This window comes from Paenibacillus sp. GbtcB18, from assembly GCF_019091125.1.
Lineage (GTDB): Bacteria > Bacillota > Bacilli > Paenibacillales > NBRC-103111 > Paenibacillus_F > Paenibacillus_F chitinolyticus.
The window spans coordinates 1-727 of sequence record NZ_JAGXJX010000086.1 but is presented as its reverse complement, the minus strand read 5'-3'; the positions used below and the strand labels follow the sequence as shown (position 1 = coordinate 727).

The following is a 727-nucleotide window of genomic DNA, read 5'->3' as shown; positions in this document are numbered from 1 at the left end:
GTAATTACGACGCATTTATGAAGTGCAGAGTTATATAGAATTATGCATAAATGATTCACTTTCAATTGAAGAGTTAGCGGATGTAGCAGAATTTTCGAAGTATCATGTTTATAGAATGTTTAAAGGAATAGTAGATGAACCGTTATCTTGGTATGTAAATCGATTAAAACGAGAAAGGGAAACAAATCTTATTACATATCGCTCAGATATGACGATTACTAGCATAAGTTACCATTATATTTTTGCAGATTCAGCAGTTTTCTCCCACACATTTAAAAACTATTACATATATTACATAGTGAGTCGATTTCCATATCGAAACCACGATACTTGTATCCCACGTTTAAAGCCGGACTAAAGTCCTACGTGTGCTTTATCATATCGTAAACAGCATAAGAGGAAATTCCCAATACGATGAGTGAAGGAAAAGAAATTCTATCAAAATCAACATTGTTACTTATGTTGGTTACGAGAAGAAGAGGGTGTTTATTCATATTGTGAAATGGGAGAAGATCGGAATATGAATTACTGCGTACCAGAGAAAGAATTGTGAGGATGATTGCTTCTGAGGTTATTCAAAATGCAGGGAGGGTGGGTTTTGGAATTTAATATTAACTTGTTGTTTAATGACGGAAAGTTCACGGGATTGTAAGTTCTGTGTAATAAGATGTAAATATTAGGATTTATTGATATTTTATTATTTTCTTTATGTATAATGAGGACAAGG

The 727-nt window shown here is 32.9% G+C and carries 1 pseudogene; it reads left to right on the top strand.

The features are described from left to right. Positions 1 to 13 precede the first annotated feature (13 nt). Positions 14 to 331, top strand: a pseudogene (locus tag KVT34_RS29625) (helix-turn-helix transcriptional regulator); the annotation flags it as partial. Between the last annotated feature and the right edge of the window lie 396 nt (positions 332 to 727).